General features: G+C 61.1%; 1 protein-coding gene. It reads left to right on the forward strand.

The window, feature by feature from the left end:
• On the forward strand, positions 1-1,092 hold a 1,092-nt coding region (locus KQH60_RS14555; protein WP_237577122.1), incomplete at both ends, for an amino acid adenylation domain-containing protein.

Here is a 1,092-nt window from a genome sequence, read left to right on the forward strand (position 1 = left end):
CGCATCGGCTGATCGAGTTGGGCGTGCAACCCGATGCGCGCGTGGCAATCTGTGTCGAGCGCTCTCCAGCGATGGTGGTCGGGCTGCTGGCGATTCTGAAGGCGGGGGGCGCCTATGTGCCGCTCGATCCGGCGTATCCAGGCGAGCGCTTAGCGCATATTCTGGTCGATGCCGCGCCCGATATCGTGCTGGCCGATGCGGTGGGCCGGGCCGCACTCGGTGACGCGGCGCTCGCCGAGCGCACGGTGCTCGATCCTAATGCGCTACCCAATCGGGCGCACACAAACCCGTCGGTGCCGGGCTTGACGGCCCGCCATCTCGCCTATGTGATCTACACGTCCGGCTCCACCGGCACGCCGAAGGGCGTGCAAAATGAGCATCAGGCGCTCATCAATCGTCTGGTCTGGATGCAACAAGCCTATGATTTAACGGCGGCCGACCGCGTGCTACAGAAAACGTCCTTTGGCTTCGACGTCGCTGTTTGGGAGTTTTTTTGGACTTTGCTCAATGGCGCCACGCTGATTGTGGCGGCACCGGATATGCACCAAGATCCCACGGCCTTAATGGCGCTGATCATTCGGCAGCGCATTACCACTCTCCATTTCGTGCCGTCCATGCTCGGCACGTTCCTGCACAATAAAGGGATTCAGCACTGTACGTCTGTAAAACGGTTGATTTGCAGTGGTGAAGCGCTATCCGGTGCGAGTGTCCGGCTTTGCCAAACACTGTTACCGGGTACGCGGCTGTATAACTTGTATGGTCCGACGGAAGCTGCAATTGACGTGACGGCCTGGAGCTGCCCATCGGATTACGCGGAAGACACGGTGCCGATCGGCCGGCCGATTGCGAACACACGGATTTATTTACTGGATACCTACGGTCAGCCGGTGCCATTGGGCGCGGTCGGTGAGCTGTACATCGGTGGTGCGGGCGTCGCGCGCGGTTATCTGAACCGGCCTGAGCTCACGGCCGAGCGCTTCGTGCGCGACCCGTTCTCGAACGAAGCCGACGCTCGGATGTACAAGACGGGCGATCTCGCGCGTTATCGGCCCAATGGCGATCTCGAGTACCTCGGCCGCAATGACCATCAGG

The sequence above is a fragment of the Mycetohabitans sp. B8 genome (assembly GCF_021991875.1).
Classification (GTDB): Bacteria; Pseudomonadota; Gammaproteobacteria; order Burkholderiales; family Burkholderiaceae; genus Mycetohabitans.